Here is a 15,949-nt window from a genome sequence, read left to right on the forward strand (position 1 = left end):
TCCCACTTCATGTCAGGAGACGCAACTGTGTCACGAAAACCCCGTCTGGGATTGGCCCTGGGTAGCGGTGCGGCCCGAGGATGGGCCCACATCGGCATCATCCGTGCCCTGGAGCGACTGGGCGTCAAGCCGGATCTGGTGGCTGGCTGCTCCATCGGCAGCTTTGTCGGCGCCGCCTATGCCGCTGGTGAACTTGACAAGCTGGAGAGCTGGGTGCGCGGCTTCAGCCGCCTGCAGGTGATGGGACTGCTCGATCCTGCCCTCTCCGGCGGCCTGTTTCGCGGTGACAAGGTATTTGGCATCGCCGCCGGCCATCTGGGGGATCCCGCCATCGAAAGCCTGCCGCTGCCCTTTGCCTGCGTCGCGACCGAACTCGATACCGGTCGCGAGATCTGGTTGCAGGAAGGGCCGCTTCGCCAGTGTGTGCGCGCCTCCTGCGGTATGCCCGGCCTCCTCACCCCGACCCGGGTGGAGGATCGCTGGCTGGTGGACGGGGCCGTGGTCAACCCGGTCCCCATCTCCCTGGCCCGCGCCATGGGAGCCGAGGTGGTGATCGCCGTCAACCTCAACACCGACATGCACCAGCCCTGGACCGACGAACCGGACGAGCCTGTGCAGGGGGGGCTGCTCAGCCAGTGGTTGAACCGGGGCGAACGCGAACCCAGTACCCCCGGCATGTGGGGGGTGATGACGGGCTCCATCAACATCATGCAGGAGCGCATCACCCGTGCCCGGATGGCCGGGGATCCCCCCGAGATCCAGCTCTGCCCGCGCCTTGGCAACCTCTCCATCATGGATTTCCACCGCGCGAGCGACGCCATCAACGAGGGGGAAGCCTGTGTCGAACGCAACCTGGAGCAGCTCAAGGAGGAGCTGTCACGACTCTGCCTGATATGAAGGCATATCGGGGTAAAAGACAAAAAGAGCGCCAATAGGCGCTTTTTTGTTTCGGGTTACGCGGCTCAGAACAGCCCCAGCCCCTTGAGCATCACCACCAGGATCAGCAGCGGCGACACATAGCGGATGATGAAAAACAGGGGCCTGAGGATGGGCAACGCCAGCTTGCCCCCATTGGTCAGCGCCGTCGTCATCCGCTCGAATCCCCATACCCAGCCCACAAAGAGGCAGAGGAAGATGCCGCCAAGGGGCATCAGCACGTTGGAAGAGACGAAGTCGAACAGATCGAAGAAGGTTTTCCCGCCAACCTGCACATCCGCCAGCGTGCTGCTCGAGAGCGCACAGGTCGAGCCGACCGCCCCCAGCACCAGCAGGTTGATCAGGGTCGCCCTTGTGCGGCTCATGTGAAAGCGCTCGGAGAGCACCGAGACCGGCACCTCCAGGATGGAGAGCATGGCCCCGGTGGCTGCGATGGCGGAGAGCACGAAGAAGAGCACCATGAAGAGGTGTCCAAACGGGATGCTGGCAAACACCGCGGGTATGGTGATGAACAGCAGGGAGGGGCCTGCGCTCGGCTCGAAGCCAAAGGCAAACACCGCCGGGAAGATGGCGATCCCCGCCAGCATGGAGACGAAGAGATCCGCGCACATCACCCGTACCGTGGTGAGAGGGATGTGCTGATCATCGCGAAAATAGCTGCCATAGGTCATCATGCAGCCCATCCCGATGGAGAGCTTGAAGAACGCCAGCCCCATGGCCGTCAGCACGACGCCTGCGGTCACCTTGGAGAAATCCGGCGAGAACAGGAAATGCAGTCCTTCGCTCGCTCCGGGCAGAGTCAGGCTGCGCACGCCTATCACCAGCAGCAGGATGAAGAGCAGTGGCATCAACCGCTTGGTGACCGCTTCGATCCCCCTGGAGACTCCCATCAGCAAGATCCCCCCCATCAGGGCCAGCACCAGCCACTGCCAGAGCAGACTCTGCAAGGGATCCGTGATGAGTGAATTGAAGGCAGCACCCGTGACGGCGGGATCGGTGGATAGGATCTCGCCGCTGGCCGCCTTGAAGATGTAGGCAAATACCCAGGCCGCCACCTCGGAGTAGAACGACATGATGAGGAAGGCCGCGCTCACCCCCATGGCGGCGATCAGCCACCAGGGTTGCCCCTTCGGAGCCAGCTTGATGAGCCCGCTGACCGCATCCGTCCTGGCCTCGCGCCCCAGCATGATCTCGGAGATCATCACCGGCAATCCCACCAGCAGGGTGGCGATGACATAGACCAGCAGAAAACCGGCGCCACCGTTCTCACCGGTCAGATAGGGAAACTTCCAGATATTCCCGAGCCCGACGGCAGACCCCAGGGTCGCGGCCAGCACGCCAAAGGTGCTGGTAAACCCATCTCTGGCTTTGGTAATGGATTGGCTCATCGTTGTCTCGCTGTGTGGATCACCGCCTGAATTAAAAGGGTCGGAGTGTTCCGTGGATTAATCCAGCCCGACAAGATGATTTAGTGAAAATCGCCGTTGACCGCACACAACGCATTATTTAATTAAATAATCATCCATTTTGATAAATAAAAAATGCCGCCTCGAGGGCGGCATTTTTATCAAGGTTGAACTGAATCAAGCCTTGGCAATATCGTCCGGACCGATCTGGCCGATTTCGGCGACTTTCTTGTCAGCCAGCAGCCAGAGGGTGAACTTGTGCAGATCGGGGTGGTGGGCCAGGGCAACCAGGAAGGCGCCTCCGACTTCACGGTAACCCAGTTCATAATTCTTCAGGGTGGTTGGGGGGACGCCCAGCAGATCGGCAAACTTGGGACGGCTCAGGCCTACCGCTTCGCGGATCTGACGGATCTTCTTGCCAACAGTTACGATATTTGAATTCATGTGTTCCATACTCCGTTCGGCGGATTGACTCCACCTTTATTTTTCGCGACGACTCGTAGTCAAGTGTATCAGTTTTGAACGGACTCGTTATGGTCGAGCCTCTATCTATAATCAGCGTCTTTCGACGACAACCCTTCACAAACCTCGGGGATGGTAATCGCTGCGTCGCCTCAGGTAAACAGTCTCGAAAAGAAACCTTTCTTGTTGCCCGGCCATCCCTCGTATAATTCGCCGGTTATTTCCAAGAGAGTCATCAACATGGCATTTCCCGGCATCATTTCCCGTCTTCATTCCGACCCGGACTCCCTCCCCCGTCAGCTCGCCCAGGGTATGCAGACCCGGGCCGAAGCGTTCTGGCTGCCCATGGCCATGCAGGGGGACGCCACCACCGTGCTGGCGGCCCTCCCGGACAGCTGCAGCCTCTATCTTGAAGGCCAGGCGACGCTTCCCCTGCGCAGCCACGACGGCGTCGTGGCAGAAAACGGCACCCTGGCACTGGGCAATGGTCACACGATGACGCTGGCCAGGGAGAAAGGCGATGGCGGCATCGTGCCGGAAGAAAGCCTCGCCGAGATGGCCCAATGGCTGGAAGCAGGTCATCGGCACTTCATCTGCTCCACCGCCGTCCAGCCCGTGGCGCGGGCCATCCTCAACATCTGGCCTCTCGATCCCTACCTCGCCCGTCACTTCTTGCTCAGTTTCACACCCTTGCTGTGCGAAGCAACTGAGGCGGACTATCTTGCTGTCCTCTCGGTCAGGGCGGGTGACGCCACCCCGCGGCACGCTTGGGCTGAGGCTTATATGAAGCTTGAGAAGAAACTGCATCGCGCCTACTTGGATCACTAATAAATCCCAAGAAACAGCCAGTTATCCCTACGACACAATTTGCCCCATCCCTTATCTGTGAGCTTGATCATGTTTTGAAATGGGCATAAAGTGCGCCACGTCATCGGAATGACGTCGGCTGTTCGTGGCGGAGTATGCATTGTCGACAGTGCAACCCGCACACTTGTGCACCCAGATACGTGCCTCCTGGATGGATCTAGGATCCCTGTTCGCACCAACGTCGTTGGTCGACAGAGCCAGCAGCTTACATAAATTACAAAGTGCGAAGCACGTGAACAACGTGCCATCTCAACGAGGATTATTTTATGATGAAAATGGCTCCTTCCCTGATCGCCATCGCTATGGCCACCATGGGTGCAACTGCAGCTCACGCCGCTGACGACATCTACTTCGGCGCCGGTGTTGGTGCAACTCACTTCAACGGTCTGAACAAGATCGAAGGCGTGAACGTTGGCGAAGAAGATGCGGCTGCTGCCAATGCCTTCGTTGGTTACAACTTCAACGAATACTTCGGTTCCGAGCTGGGCTACCAGTACACCGGCCGTGGCAACACCGACGGCAACCGTTACGAGAGCCAGGGTGCCACCCTGTCTGGTATCGCTCGTCTGCCGCTGGGCAACGATTTCTCCCTGTTCGGTGAAGCTGGCGCCTACTGGGGCCACACCGACGGTCTGGGTACCAGCGATACCAAAGTATCCCCGCTGGCCGGTGCCGGTGTGACCTACAAGGTCAACGACGCGCTGGATCTGCAAGCTCGCTACCGCTACATGTGGGACGTGGCTGACCTGCACGCCGACAACGTACGCTACAAGTCCAACCAGAGCGTTGCGACCCTGGAAGCCGTTTACCACCCGTTCCGTACTTCCTACGTAGCGCCTGCTCCGGCCCCGGTTGTTGAAGAAGCACCGGCCCCGGCTCCGCAAATCGTTGAGAAGAACTTCGCCCTGAACTCCGACGTGCTGTTCGCCTTTGGCAAAGACAGCCTGAAGGCCGAAGGTGTGCAAGCCCTGAACGCTCTGTACCAGCAAATCGTTGAGTTCCAGCCGAAAGACGGCAACGCCGTTGTTGTTGGTTACACCGACCGTATCGGTTCCGACGCTTACAACCAGAAGCTGTCTGAAGCTCGTGCCCGCACCGTTGCCAACTTCCTGGTCAGCAAGGGTATGGCTGCCAGCAAGGTTGCCATCGAAGGTCGCGGCGAAGCCAACCCGGTCACCGGCACCAAGTGTGACGGCGTCAAGGCCAAGGCTCAGCTGATCTCCTGCCTGGCTCCGGACCGTCGCGTAGAAGTTCGCGTATCCGGCGTACAAGAAGTTCAAAAGTAATCTGACTTCGCTCAGGTAACGTAAAAAAGGGGATGCCACGGCATCCCCTTTTGCTGTCTCTCTCCTCCCCCCAGCGACACTCTCTGTCTCACCTTTTCTCCCCTTTGCCCCCGTATTGCGGCCCCGCGACACCGGTGTCGGCGCTGCATATCTGTGCAGAAACTTGATCACGCTGATTCAAAAGAATACAGTAGCAACGCTTGTAAGACATTGGATGAACTATTAAAAGTGCTCAGTGCCCGGTTAGTTGTCCATGGAGAAACAGCTTCATGAGAATCCAGGTTTCCATCCATTTTTTATTCAAGCCGTCCGTGATCCGCTCACGGTGTCGCACATGAAGTGTCATCTGCGACCGGTATAACAAAGAGTGCGCAGTACGCCCATAGCACGGCAACTCAACGAGGATAAAACGATGAAAATGAAAATGGCACCAACCCTGATTGCTCTGGCCATTGCAGCCATGGGAACCACCACCGCTCAGGCGGCCGACGACTGGTACACGGGTATGGGTGCAGGTTGGGCCTATGGCCACGACCTGGATACCTTCGGCCAGGATGCTGACAAGGACGCCACCGCGCTCTCCCTGTTCGGCGGTTACAACTTCACCGAGAACTTTGCCGCCGAGCTCGGCTATCTCTATGCCGGCAAGGCTGGCGTCGATGGCGTCGACTTCAAGACCCAGGGTGCCACCCTGTCCGGTATCGCACGCCTGCCCATGAATGACATCTTCTCCGTCTTCGCCGAAGGGGGTGCCTACTTCAACCACGTCAACGGCAACGGCCAGAGCGACAACGGCACCTCGCCGCTGGCGGGTCTGGGTCTGACTGCCAAGCTCTCCGACCTTATCGACCTGCAGGCCCGCTACCGCTACATGTGGGATCTGGGTGACGATCAGAAGACCTGGAAAACCGACATGAGCGTCGCCACCCTGGAACTGGTGATGCACCCGAACCGCACCACCTATGTGGCACCGGCCCCGGCACCGGCTCCCGAGCCGGTTCCCGAGCCCGTCATGGTCGACAAGAACTTCTCCCTGAGCTCGGACGTGCTGTTTGCCTTTGGCAAATCCACCCTGAAGCCGGAAGGGGCTGCTGCGCTCAACACCCTGTATCAGCAGATCGTCGACGTCCAGCCGAAAGATGGCAGCGCCGTGGTGGTGGGTTACACCGACCGCATCGGCTCCGATGCCTACAACCTGAAGCTGTCTGAAGCCCGTGCCCGCACCGTGGCCGACTTCCTGGTTGGCAAGGGTCTGCCGGCTGGCAAGGTATCCATCGAAGGTCGTGGTGAAGCCAACCCGGTCACCGGTACCCAGTGTGACGGCATCAAGGCCAAGGCTCAGCTGATCGCCTGCCTGGCACCGGATCGCCGCGTCGAAGTCCGCGTCACCGGCGTACAGGAAGTGCAGCAATAAGAGGTTGACCACCTGTTGCAAAAAGGGGCCATTCCGGCCCCTTTTTTAATGCCCGCACGGCACCACCAACGCGGGCCGCCCACCTGCCTGCCCCACCGATTCTCCATACAGATGCGTCACTTAAATGGTTAAAGCGCTCACATCGCCTATACATAATGTTGGCTATACATAGCAAAGGGCTGGGAGCCCTATAACACCCAACATCGACGAGGATACGCGATGAACATAAGACTGAAACCTGTGTGGATTGCATTGGCATTGGCGACGAGTGCCGCCCAGGCGGCACCTGTTCACGACTGGTATGTGGGGGCTGGGGGTGGCTGGGCCTTTGCCCATGACATCGATGATTTCAGCAAGGACGTCGGCAAGGACGCAACCGCCATCAACGCCTTTGTCGGCTACAACTACAACGAGAACCTGGGGACCGAACTCGGTTACCTCTCCACCGGTGACTGGGATATCGCCGGCCAGGACTTCAACAGCAAGGGGGCCACCCTGTCGGTCATTGGCCGTTTGCCGCTCGGGGACATCTTCTCTGTCTTTGCCGAAGGGGGCGGTTATCTCTATCACGTCGACTCCGTCAACGGGGGAGATGACAACCTGGCTCCCCTGGCGGGTCTGGGCCTGACCGCCAGACTGAGCGACTGGGTAGACATCCAGACCCGCTACCGCTACATGGTGCGAGTCGGGGACGATCCTGACAACGACAAGGTGGGCAGCGGTACCAAACGCTGGGTCAGCGACATCAGTACCGCCACCATCGAGCTGGTGCTTCACCCCAATCGCACCGTCGCCGCAGTGCCGGTGGCCGCGCCTCTGGTCGTGGCACCGCCGCCCCCGGCTCCCGAGCCGGTGGATCAGACCTTCAACCTGAGTTCGGATGTGCTGTTTGCCTTTGGCAAGGCGGAGCTCAAACCGGAGGGGATGCAGGCACTCGACGCCCTCTACCAGCAGATCGTCGACGTCAAACCCAAGGATGGCAACGCCATGGTGATGGGCTACACCGACCGCATCGGCTCGGATGCCAACAACCAGGCACTGTCGGAGGCCCGTGCAAGCACGGTCGCCAACTTCCTGATTGGCAAGGGGCTGCCCGCAGACAAGGTGAGCATTCAGGGCAACGGCGAGAGCAACCCGGTCACCGGCACCCAGTGTGATGCCATCAAGGCCAGGGCTGCCCTCATCGACTGCCTGGCCCCGGATCGCCGGGTCGAAATCCGGGTCACCGGTGTCAGCAATCCCGCCGAGCCCGCCCCCGCCGAGCAACCGGCACAATAACCTCCTCTTCCTTCACAGCCGTGCACAAAAAAGGGATGCCGAGGCATCCCTTCTGCGTGTCTGTCCCCTTGGGATCAGAAGGAAGTACGACGATAGCGGCGGTACTCGGGGCGCCAGAAGTTCGCCTCGATGGCCTGATCGATCACATCATCGGGGGTCTGCACCGCCTTGCCCTGCAACATGGCGGTCTTGGCCACCATCTTGGCGATGTAGCGGGAGACCTGATGGATGTCCGCCAGATCCGGCAGCAAGGAGCCCTCTTCCCCCTTCACCAGGGGTGAACAATCCGCCAGGGCACGGCTGGCCGACATCAGCATGGCATCGGTCACCCGGTTGGCACCGGAGGCGATCACCCCAAGGCCGATACCCGGGAAGATGAAGGAGTTGTTGCACTGGGCGATGACGTAGCGCTTGCCCTTGTACTCCACCGGTGCGAACGGGCTGCCGGTGGCGACCAGCACCTGGCCGTCGGTCCAGCGAATGAGATCCGCCGGGGTGGCTTCCACCCGGGAAGTGGGGTTGGAGAGCGGGAAGATGATGGGACGGGCACAGTGCTTGTGCATGGTCTTGACCACCTCTTCGGTGAAGAGGCCGGGCTGGCCGGAGACCCCGATCAGGATGTCCGGGCGACCGTGCTCCATCACCTCCAGCAGGGAGATGTTGTCCCCCACCGGCCACTCCTTGATCCGCTCGACCGGCTGGGAGAGCTTGCGCTGGAAGTCGAGCTGGTTGGGGATCTTGTCTGTGATGAGACCGAATCGGTCCACCATGAAGACCCGGCCCCGCGCCTCGGCGTCGGTCAGCCCTTCGGCCTTCATCTGCGCCACGATCTGCTCGGCGATGCCGCACCCGGCACTGCCCGCCCCGAGGAAGGCGACCCGCTTCTCGGAGAGCTTGGCACCGGAGGCCTTGCAGGCGGCGATGAGGCTGCCCAGGGTCACCGCGGCGGTCCCCTGAATGTCATCGTTGAAGCAGCACAGCTCATCCTTGTAGCGGTTGAGCAGCGGGGTGGCATTGCCCTGGGCGAAATCCTCGAACTGCAGCAGGATGTCCGGCCAGCGGCGCTTGACCGCCTGGATGAAGGCATCAACGAACTCGTCGTACTCTTCGCCGGAGATGCGCGGATGGCGCCACCCCATGTAGAAGGGGTCGTTCAGCAACTGCTGGTTGTTGGTGCCCACATCCAGCACCACCGGCAGGCAGTAGGCCGGGGAGATGCCGCCACAGGCGGTGTAGAGGGAGAGCTTGCCGATGGGAATGCCCATGCCGCCGATGCCCTGATCCCCGAGGCCCAGGATGCGTTCGCCGTCGGTGACCACGATCACCTTGACGTTCTGCTTGGTGGCATTTTGCAGCATGTCATCGATCCTGTCCTTGTCCGGATAGGAGATGAAGAGGCCGCGGGCACGACGATAGATGTTGGAGAACTCCTCGCACGCCTTGCCGACCGTCGGGGTGTAGATGACCGGCAGCATTTCGGTGAGGTGGTTGTTCAGCAGGCGGTAGAAGAGCGTTTCGTTGGTATCCTGGATGTTGCGCAAATAGATGTGCTTGTCCATGTCGTTGCCAAACGCCATGAACTGGCGATAGGCACGCTCTGCCTGCTCTTCGATGGTTTCGATGTTCTGGGGCAGCAGACCCTCCAGATTGAAGCTGCTGCGTTCTTCGCTGGTGAAAGCGCTGCCCTTGTTGAGCAACGGCGTCTCCAGCAGGGCTGGACCTGCGTAGGGAATGTAGAGGGGACGTTTCTGATTATTATCTTCAAACATGGATCTGTACCTTGACTGTGTGGCCCGTCGATCCTATGGGCTTGAGCCAACAATTTCAAAGGGTTTGCACCTCCCTTGCGAAAGGTTTGCGACCCAGTCGACGAAAGGCCCCCGGAGTCTGACCCGTCAGGCGGCGAAAACGGTTGGCAAAGTTGGCGCCGTCGCTGTATCCGACCCGGGCCGCCAGCTCGGCCAGCGGCCAGTTGGTGTAGAGCAGCAACTGGCGCGCCTTGTTCATGCGAAGTCCGGTGAGCCAGGCCATGGGGCCCATGCCGAACACCTGCTGGCAGAGCCGGTGCAGATGGGGCACCGAGCAGGCCATCTGGTCGGCCAGCAGGGCCACGCTCCAGGGCTCGTCCAGACGTGCCTCCACCCGCCGAAACAGCGCCTGTAGCCGCAACTCCGGCGTGCCGCGCACCTCCCCCTGCAGGGTCCGCTCCAAGAGCGCCAGCAGCAGGCTCAGCAGCTGGGGCTGGAGCGGCGAACGTATTCCCTCCCCCTGCATCAGGCTGAGCAGGTGGTAGAGCTGCTCCCCCTCCTCCCCCTGCCAGATGCGATGGCCAAGCCGGTGCAGATGCTGCCAGCGCGGCACGTCGTCCAGCAGGATCCAGCTGGTATGCCAGGCTTCCCCCACCAGCCTGAGGCCCCCCGGCACGGCGGCCGGGAGAAAGACCAGGGCTCCCGCCGGGATGGGCTGCTCCCCGCCATCGGTGAGCAGGGCGCCCCCCTCGTCATGGCTCACCATCAGGATGTGAAACTCCGGTCGGTTGCGGCGGATAAGGTAGTGCTCCCGTATCGTCGAGAGGCCGGTCAGGAAGACGCCCGCCTCCCCAAGCAGGGGCAGCCCTTCGCGTCCCAGCATCCGCTCTTCGCAGGCCGGGGCGATTTCCAGACACTCGCTGATAAATGGCATAGCACCTCAACAGGATAGTTTTGCACAAGAAAGCCGAGAGAGGCTCACAGTGAAGCCTCCCGATATCACCCCTATCATACCCACGACAAACCCTGATTTTTACCAACCCGGTTAACATAAATGAATTATTGGCAAGCGATTTTAAAACAAACCACCGATCGCGAGTTCATGACGCGACTGTGGCGACTGGCCCTGCCGGTTTCGCTGCAATCCATGATGTTCTCCCTGCTCGGCCTCATCGACATCATGATGGTGAGCCAGCTCGGCACCACGGCTGTGGCGGCGGTCGGCTTGGGCAACCGGGTCTTCTTCTTCAATCTGCTGGTGATAGCGGGGCTCTCGGGCGGAGTCTCGGTGTTGGCGGCACAATATTTCGGCCGTGGCGAGATGGCCGGGGTGCGCCGCTCCCTGGCCCTGGCCCTGGTGGGCGCCCTGGCGGTGAGCCTGCCCTTTGCCCTCGTCTATGTGTTCTCACCGGGCAGCGTGCTCGGGTTTGCCAGCCAGGAGCCCGCGCTGCGCGAGCTGGCCGACGAGTTCCTGATGATCACCGGCGCCACCATCCTCTGCACCGCCGTGGTGGTGCCCCTGGAGTCGGCCCTGCGCTCGGTGGGCAATGCCGCGGCGCCGACCCGCATCGGCATCATCGCCATCATCGCCAACGTCATCCTCAACTATGCCCTCATCTTCGGCCATTTCGGCGCCGAGGCCATGGGTGTAGCCGGCTCCGCCTGGGGCACCACCCTTTCGCGTCTGCTCCAGACCGCGCTGCTGCTTGCCTATGTGTGGCGTGCCGAGCCCCGCCTCATCCCGCGTAAGCAAGACTGGCTCGCCGCCTTCAGGCGCAAGGAGGTGGTGCGCTTCACCCTGATCGCCCTGCCGCTGTTGCTGCACGACGGGCTCTGGGCCTTCGGCATGCTGCTCTACGGCTTCCTCTACGCGCACCTCGGCACCGACGCTCTGGCCATCATGACCACCCTCGGCACGCTGGAGAGCATCCTCATCTCCCTCTTCTTCGGGCTGGCGGTGGCCTGCTCCACCCTGCTCGGTCACCGGCTCGGGGCAGAGGAGTATGACGAGGCCTGGCAGCACTCCCAGCTCTTCCTGCTGCTGGCCCCCGTCGGCGCCCTGCTGGTGGGGACCGCCGTCTGGCTGATGCAGGGCAGCCTGCTGCAATGGGTCGGCAACCTGCCGGGCGAGCTGATGACTGAGGCCGGCCAGGTGCTCGCCATCATGTGTCTGGGCATGCTGCTCAAGGTATTCAACATGGTGGGGATCGTCGGGGTGCTGCGCTCGGGGGGGGACGTCAACTACAGCATCTTCATCGACATCGTCGGCATGTGGTGCATCGGCCTGCCGCTGGCCTGGGTGGCGGTCAGCCTGCTGGGCTGGCCCCTCTCCTGGGTGGTGGCCGTGGTCCTGCTGGAAGAGCTCTCCAAGGTGCTGCTGGTGCAGCGCCGCATTCGCCAGCGGCGCTGGCTGCGCAATCTGGTGCTGGGATAAGGGAAGAGCGCAAAGCGGGAAAATGCGGGGTCATATCAATGACAGAAAATCCCGCTTTGCAGTATGCTGGCCCCCTCTTCAATCAGAGGCGGGGTGCGCCGGCCATGCCGACCCTTGTGCCCCTGCCCAGTAGTCGTTTAAGGAGACGAGCATGCAACCACAAAAAGAGCGGATCACCGAGACTGCCCTGCTGGAGATGGCCAACAAGATCATTCGTGAACACGAGGACTTCATCCACGGCATGCGCGCCGACTCGGTGGAGCAGAAGGGGGACATTCTGGTGTTCAAGGGGGAGTTCTTCCTGGCAGAGGACGGCACCCCGACCGGCAAGACCATGGCGGTGTTCAACATGTTCAAGCTGCTGGCCCAGCAGCTCTCCGGCAAATACACCCTGGCCTGACGCCAGCCCCGTCATCACCGGATGCCGCCCTCAGGCGGCATCCGTTTTTGTGCGCCCTGCATCGCCCGCGGGTTTCCCTGCCTCGGCCACCACGCAGTTGCGACCCGCCATCTTGGCCATGTAGAGGCACTCGTCCGCCCGGTTGAGCAGATCCTCCACCCCCTCGCCACGCTGGGCCAGGGTCAGACCGATGCTCACCGTCACCTCCAGCAGTTCGTCGGAGGTGGGGCTTTTCACCAACCTCGCTTCCACCGCGACCCGCAGCCGCTCCGCCACCCGCTTGGCTTGTGCCAGATCCGTGCAACCGGGCAACAGGATGGCAAACTCCTCCCCGCCGTAACGCCCGAGCACCATGCCGGGCTCCAGTTGTTCCGACAGGGTGGCCGCCACCTCCTTGAGCACCGCATCCCCCGCCAGATGGCCGAAGGTGTCGTTGATGCGCTTGAAGCGGTCCAGATCCAGCAGCAGCACCGCGAAGGGAGCCTGTTTGCGGATCATGGCGGCCCTCGCCTTCTCGAGCTGCTTCATCAGCAGGCGGCGGTTCATCATGCCGGTCAGCTCGTCCGTGGTGGATTCCCGATAGAGTTGCAGCAGCATGTTGAGCTGGCCGCACTGCACCCAGGCGCTGGCGATGGCAAAGAGCCCCAGCAGCCAGACCTGGTTGAGGGTCTGCACGCTCCAAAGAGGCTGGCCCACCAGCAACCAGTTGCCCGCCAGCATGGTGGCCAGAATGCCCCCCGCCAGTTGCAGGCTGAGGGAGAGGGGAATGGGGAAGATGGCGAACAGGCTGATGAGCAGATAGGGGAAGGCCATGTAGCCCGCCTGCATCTCCTGATCCGCGCCGAAGCTGTGCAGGCAGATGAGGGAGAAGAGCATCATCACCGCCATCAGGTAGCCCAGCGCCAGCTTCATGCGCTCGCGCTTGAAGTGGATGAGATAGGAGAGGGGGATGAGGGGCGAGAGGGCCAGCAGGCAGAAGATCCTGACCTGGAACAGCGCCTCGAACTGGATGGCTGGCAGGGTCAGCCAGTCCACCAGGGCCCAGCTCGGGAGCCCCGCCATCAGCAGACAGGTGAGCAGCCGCAGCCGCACCGTCATGAAGCCCATCCGGGTCAGGGTAAAATCTTCGGAGTGGGCGCGGGCACTCCAGAACTCCGACAGCTTCAGCATCCAGAGTCTCCATCTTCGAACCGAGGGCTCATTCTACACCGTCCCCATCCTGATGCATCAGCCTCCCTCCCCTTTGTGAGGGATCGGTCTCACACAAACCGGCGGATCTTAATCGCCACAGGAAAACGTTTCAACCCATCGAGAAATAAACGAGTTTGCGCTCAATTAGCGCTGGAAAGCGCGATACCAATCACTAAAATAGCGCCCAATTTTCTCCCATCCCCCCACACATTCGAGGTATTTATGGAACAGGCTGCCGCCCCAAGCGCCATCCGAGAGGCCCATCCCCCCAGGCGAGCCCACAGCGAACTGGTCTACGGCATCGAGGATGTCCCCCCCCTGCCCCAGACCCTGTTCGCCGCCCTGCAGCATATGCTCGCCATGTTTGTCGCCATCATCACCCCGCCCCTCATCATCGCCAATGCCCTCGGCCTCCCCGCCGACGACACCCGCTACATCGTCTCCATGTCCCTGGTCATGTCCGGCATCGCCTCCTTCATCCAGACCCGCCGTTTCGGCCCCCTCGGTTCCGGCCTGCTCTCGGTACAGGGCACCAGCTTCAACTTCCTCGGTCCCATCATCGCCTCCGGCCTCGCCCTCAAGCAGGCGGCCATGCCCACCGACGATCTGCTGGGCACCCTGTTCGGCACCATGCTGGCAGCGGCCCTCACCATCGTCGTCATGAGCCGCTTCCTGCACCTGGTCAAACGGATCATCACCCCGCTGGTGACCGGCATCGTGGTATTGCTCATCGGCCTGACCCTCATCAAGGTAGGGCTCATCAGCATGGGGGGCGGCTACGGCGCCCTGGCGGACGGCAGCTTCGCCAGCCACACCAACCTCTTTCTCTCCCTGCTGGTGCTCGGCCTCATCGTGCTGATGCAGCGCAGTCGCAACCCCTGGTTGCGCCTCTCCGCCATCATGATCGCCATGCTGGCGGGCTATGCGGTGGCGCTGCTGCTGGGCAAGGTGGCAGTCCCCACCTTCGACGGCCCGCTGCTGATGGTGCCTGTTCCGCTCCACTACGGGCTCGGCTTTGACTGGCAGTTGTTCGTGCCGCTCGCCATCATCTTCGTGGTGACGGCGCTCGAGGCCATCGGCGACATGACCGCCACCTCCGACATCTCCGGCGAGCCGCTGGAAGGGCCGGTCTACATGGCGCGGATCAAGGGGGGCGTGCTGGCCGATGGCGCCAACTCCATGCTGGCGGCGGTCTTCTCCACCTTCCCCATGTCCACCTTCGCCCAGAACAACGGCGTCATCCAGCTGACCGGGGTGGCCAGCCGCCATGTCGGCCTCTTCATCGCCGCCATGCTGGCCCTGCTCGGCCTGTTCCCGGCGGTGGCGAGCCTGGTGCAACAAATACCTGAACCCGTGCTCGGCGGCGCTACCATCGTCATGTTCGGCACCATCGCCGCCGCCGGGGTGCGCATCATCTCCCGGGAGGAGCTGGACCGCCGCGCCCTGATGATCCTGGCGGTGTCGCTCGCCATGGGCCTCGGAGTGGCCCAGGTGCCCGAGGTGCTGCAACACCTGCCGGAGCTGGCCAGGAGCGTGCTCTCCTACGGCGTCGCCACCGGCGGCCTCACCGCCATCCTGCTCAATCTGCTGCTGCCCAGGCGCGCCGCCGCACAGGCCTGACACTCCGCCATCCTTGCACCAAAGCCCCGCCATGCGGGGCTTTACCTTGTTTGCCCCCGCGCGTACTGTGCTTGGCAGCCTCTGCCAAAGGATGCCTTTCATGCCTTATACCCTGCTGCCCCCGCCGCCCGCCCACCAGACACCCGACCAGATCCTGGCCGAGGAGCAGCGCTGGCTGCGGGAGTGCGCCGGTGACGGCGAGCCCAGGGCCCTCCTCTGGCAGGGCCCCCAATGCCTCATCGTCACCCGCAAGGATACCCGTTTGCCCCGCTACCAGGCCGCCTGCGAGCAGCTTGCCGCCGAGGGCTGGCCGGTGTTCGTGCGCGACAGCGGCGGCACCGCCGTGCCCCACGGCGCCGGCATCCTCAACCTCTCCCTCATGCTGCCCCGCACCACCACGGATCTGGCCCACTACTACCGGCTGCTGGGGGCGCCCCTGCTCGCCCTGCTGGAGGAACACGGTCTTGCGGGCAGCTACGACTTCGTGCCCGGCTCGTTTTGCGACGGCCAGTACAACCTGGTGATCGGAGGGCGCAAGGTGACCGGCACCGCCCAGCGCTGGCTGGCGCCGGGCCGGGATCACGACGGCGCCGTGCTGGCTCAGGCCATGCTGCTGGTGGCGGGGGATGTGGACGAGGGCACCCGGATGGCGAGCCGCTTCTACGAACTGGCCGGGGGCGAGCTGCGCTTTGCTCCGGGCACCTCCACCACCCTGGCCCACGCCATTGGCTGGCAGGGGGAGGAGGCGGCCCTGGTGAGCCGGGTGAGCAGTGCGCTGGCGCAGCGGCTCACCGGAGATATTCCCTCCCCCTGACCCCCTGGGGGCAACAAGCGCCGCCATTCATTGCGTAAAATACAAAAAAGCCACGATGAGCGTCGTGGCTTTTGCGTATTTCGCACAGATATT

14 protein-coding genes are annotated in these 15,949 nt (G+C 62.2%); 9 read left to right on the plus strand and 5 right to left on the minus strand.

Going from position 1 to position 15,949, the window contains the following annotated elements:
* Positions 1–27 precede the first annotated feature (27 nt).
* The gene (gene rssA, locus AB5Y89_RS04730) at positions 28–897 is read left to right on the plus strand and encodes a patatin-like phospholipase RssA (protein WP_029313973.1); all 870 of its coding nucleotides are present in this window, start codon (positions 28–30) and stop codon (positions 895–897) included.
* 65 nt (positions 898–962) lie between these two features.
* On the opposite strand, the gene AB5Y89_RS04735 is transcribed toward rssA, so the two are convergent.
* Positions 963–2,324 carry a sodium-dependent transporter gene (locus tag AB5Y89_RS04735; RefSeq protein ID WP_042882462.1) on the minus strand — a complete coding sequence of 454 codons (1,362 nt, stop codon included), beginning with the start codon at positions 2,322–2,324 and terminating at the stop codon, positions 963–965.
* 195 nt (positions 2,325–2,519) lie between these two features.
* Positions 2,520–2,786 carry a DNA-binding transcriptional regulator gene (locus AB5Y89_RS04740; protein WP_010673503.1) on the minus strand — a complete coding sequence of 89 codons (267 nt, stop codon included), beginning with the start codon at positions 2,784–2,786 and terminating at the stop codon, positions 2,520–2,522.
* A gap of 258 nt (positions 2,787–3,044) precedes the next feature.
* Here AB5Y89_RS04740 and AB5Y89_RS04745 point away from each other — a divergent pair, with 258 nt between their 5' ends.
* The 4 genes from AB5Y89_RS04745 (at position 3,045) to AB5Y89_RS04760 (ending at position 7,649) form a co-directional block, all read left to right on the plus strand.
* Positions 3,045–3,632, plus strand: coding sequence for a hypothetical protein (locus tag AB5Y89_RS04745; protein WP_010673502.1), 588 nt, complete (start codon positions 3,045–3,047; stop codon positions 3,630–3,632).
* Positions 3,633–3,937: 305 nt separating this feature from the next.
* Entirely contained in the window at positions 3,938–4,957 is a 1,020-nt protein-coding gene (gene ompA / locus AB5Y89_RS04750) for a porin OmpA (protein WP_010673501.1), read from the plus strand.
* A 412-nt stretch (positions 4,958–5,369) separates the two neighbouring features.
* Positions 5,370–6,371, plus strand: a complete 1,002-nt coding sequence (gene ompA / locus AB5Y89_RS04755; protein WP_039039303.1) for a porin OmpA — start codon at positions 5,370–5,372, stop codon at positions 6,369–6,371.
* Positions 6,372–6,590: 219 nt separating this feature from the next.
* On the plus strand, positions 6,591–7,649 hold the full coding sequence (locus AB5Y89_RS04760) for an OmpA family protein (RefSeq protein ID WP_268452579.1): 1,059 nt from the start codon (positions 6,591–6,593) through the stop codon (positions 7,647–7,649).
* 74 nt (positions 7,650–7,723) lie between these two features.
* Here AB5Y89_RS04760 and AB5Y89_RS04765 read toward each other — a convergent pair whose 3' ends face one another.
* Both AB5Y89_RS04765 and AB5Y89_RS04770 read right to left on the minus strand, forming a co-directional pair.
* Positions 7,724–9,418: an NAD-dependent malic enzyme gene (locus AB5Y89_RS04765; protein WP_039039301.1), complete on the minus strand. Its 1,695-nt coding sequence runs from the start codon at positions 9,416–9,418 to the stop codon at positions 7,724–7,726.
* A 55-nt stretch (positions 9,419–9,473) separates the two neighbouring features.
* Positions 9,474–10,331 (minus strand): AraC family transcriptional regulator, encoded by an 858-nt coding sequence (locus AB5Y89_RS04770; protein WP_041213342.1) that lies wholly within the window; start codon positions 10,329–10,331, stop codon positions 9,474–9,476.
* A gap of 120 nt (positions 10,332–10,451) precedes the next feature.
* On the opposite strand from AB5Y89_RS04770, the gene AB5Y89_RS04775 reads away from it, so the two are divergent.
* Entirely contained in the window at positions 10,452–11,831 is a 1,380-nt protein-coding gene (locus tag AB5Y89_RS04775) for an MATE family efflux transporter (protein WP_042015012.1), read from the plus strand.
* Between the two features lie 151 nt (positions 11,832–11,982).
* A complete protein-coding gene (locus tag AB5Y89_RS04780) occupies positions 11,983–12,231 on the plus strand; it encodes a YciN family protein (protein ID WP_010673495.1) in 249 nt (82 codons plus the stop codon).
* A 30-nt stretch (positions 12,232–12,261) separates the two neighbouring features.
* Here the strand turns inward: AB5Y89_RS04780 and AB5Y89_RS04785 are convergent, their stop codons facing one another.
* Complete coding sequence (locus AB5Y89_RS04785) at positions 12,262–13,401, minus strand: diguanylate cyclase (protein WP_010673494.1); 1,140 nt, start codon at positions 13,399–13,401, stop codon at positions 12,262–12,264.
* Between the two features lie 243 nt (positions 13,402–13,644).
* Between AB5Y89_RS04785 and AB5Y89_RS04790 the strand changes: the two genes are divergently transcribed.
* Together AB5Y89_RS04790 and AB5Y89_RS04795 are read left to right on the plus strand one after the other, a co-directional pair.
* Positions 13,645–15,042 (plus strand): nucleobase:cation symporter-2 family protein, encoded by a 1,398-nt coding sequence (locus tag AB5Y89_RS04790; RefSeq protein ID WP_128272630.1) that lies wholly within the window; start codon positions 13,645–13,647, stop codon positions 15,040–15,042.
* 100 nt (positions 15,043–15,142) lie between these two features.
* Positions 15,143–15,856, plus strand: coding sequence for a protein ligase (locus tag AB5Y89_RS04795; protein WP_368222984.1), 714 nt, complete (start codon positions 15,143–15,145; stop codon positions 15,854–15,856).
* Positions 15,857–15,949 lie beyond the last annotated feature (93 nt).

The organism is Aeromonas sp. s4, assembly GCF_040907855.1.
Taxonomy (GTDB): Bacteria; Pseudomonadota; Gammaproteobacteria; order Enterobacterales; family Aeromonadaceae; genus Aeromonas; species Aeromonas caviae.

Coding starts and splice junctions, on each gene's coding strand:
- AB5Y89_RS04735 (WP_042882462.1), bottom strand. CDS start 2,324: ATGAGCCAATCCATTACCAAAGCCAGAGATGGGTTTACCAGCACCTTT.
- AB5Y89_RS04740 (WP_010673503.1), bottom strand. CDS start 2,786: ATGAATTCAAATATCGTAACTGTTGGCAAGAAGATCCGTCAGATCCGC.
- AB5Y89_RS04745 (WP_010673502.1), top strand. CDS start 3,045: ATGGCATTTCCCGGCATCATTTCCCGTCTTCATTCCGACCCGGACTCC.
- ompA (WP_010673501.1), top strand. CDS start 3,938: ATGATGAAAATGGCTCCTTCCCTGATCGCCATCGCTATGGCCACCATG.
- ompA (WP_039039303.1), top strand. CDS start 5,370: ATGAAAATGAAAATGGCACCAACCCTGATTGCTCTGGCCATTGCAGCC.
- AB5Y89_RS04760 (WP_268452579.1), top strand. CDS start 6,591: ATGAACATAAGACTGAAACCTGTGTGGATTGCATTGGCATTGGCGACG.
- AB5Y89_RS04765 (WP_039039301.1), bottom strand. CDS start 9,418: ATGTTTGAAGATAATAATCAGAAACGTCCCCTCTACATTCCCTACGCA.
- AB5Y89_RS04770 (WP_041213342.1), bottom strand. CDS start 10,331: ATGCCATTTATCAGCGAGTGTCTGGAAATCGCCCCGGCCTGCGAAGAG.
- AB5Y89_RS04775 (WP_042015012.1), top strand. CDS start 10,452: ATGAATTATTGGCAAGCGATTTTAAAACAAACCACCGATCGCGAGTTC.
- AB5Y89_RS04780 (WP_010673495.1), top strand. CDS start 11,983: ATGCAACCACAAAAAGAGCGGATCACCGAGACTGCCCTGCTGGAGATG.
- AB5Y89_RS04785 (WP_010673494.1), bottom strand. CDS start 13,401: ATGCTGAAGCTGTCGGAGTTCTGGAGTGCCCGCGCCCACTCCGAAGAT.
- AB5Y89_RS04790 (WP_128272630.1), top strand. CDS start 13,645: ATGGAACAGGCTGCCGCCCCAAGCGCCATCCGAGAGGCCCATCCCCCC.
- AB5Y89_RS04795 (WP_368222984.1), top strand. CDS start 15,143: ATGCCTTATACCCTGCTGCCCCCGCCGCCCGCCCACCAGACACCCGAC.